At 59.4% G+C, this 623-nt stretch carries 1 pseudogene; it reads right to left on the bottom strand.

The annotated features are described in order from the left end of the window. Positions 1-623 (bottom strand): annotated as a pseudogene (locus J5M71_RS26530) (O-antigen ligase family protein); the annotation flags it as partial.

The following is a 623-nucleotide window of genomic DNA, read 5'->3' as shown; positions in this document are numbered from 1 at the left end:
CCAACAGTGAGCGGTTGATGCGCAAGCGGATCAGCGTGATGAAGTAGGCGTAACTGGCGGTGCCGGCGACGATCAGCGCAATCGCCGTGGCCGACTGCGCCAGGCCAATGGCAATTAGCGCGAACAGTCCGTAGAGCATGGCCATTGGGTTGCGCTGGCGGATCATCGGCAGCAGCAACAGGATCGCTATCGCGTTCAGGCGTGCACCGGCATTCTTTTCCGCGAACACCCCGCGAAACGCACCGTCACGAATGCCGCCGGAAATGAAGGCGATGTCCGGGCGAATCACGGCGAAGATCAAGCCGACCAACGCCGCCGCACCGATCACACAGCCGAACAGAAACGCAATGCGTTCCAGGCTGTAGCGCCAGGCAATGAAACCGGCGAAAAACACCACACTGAGCAGCGCGACGAAACGCTTGAAGCTGAGCATCGGCTCGCTCGACCAACTGATCGACGCTGCCACGCAGCCGAGAAACAGCAGCAAGAACAGGTTCTGCCGGTAGAAGCTTTTACTGAGGAAGACCTTGTGCCGGATGAAGAAAAACAGCGGCACCAGCAAGGTCAGCAAGCCGCAGACCTGATTGGCCAGATTGCCTTCCAGATCCTGCTGGGCATCATCC

The organism is Pseudomonas sp. 43(2021), from assembly GCF_017490805.1.
Classification (GTDB): Bacteria; Pseudomonadota; Gammaproteobacteria; order Pseudomonadales; family Pseudomonadaceae; genus Aquipseudomonas.
This window is presented reverse-complemented; position numbering and strand designations above follow the sequence as displayed.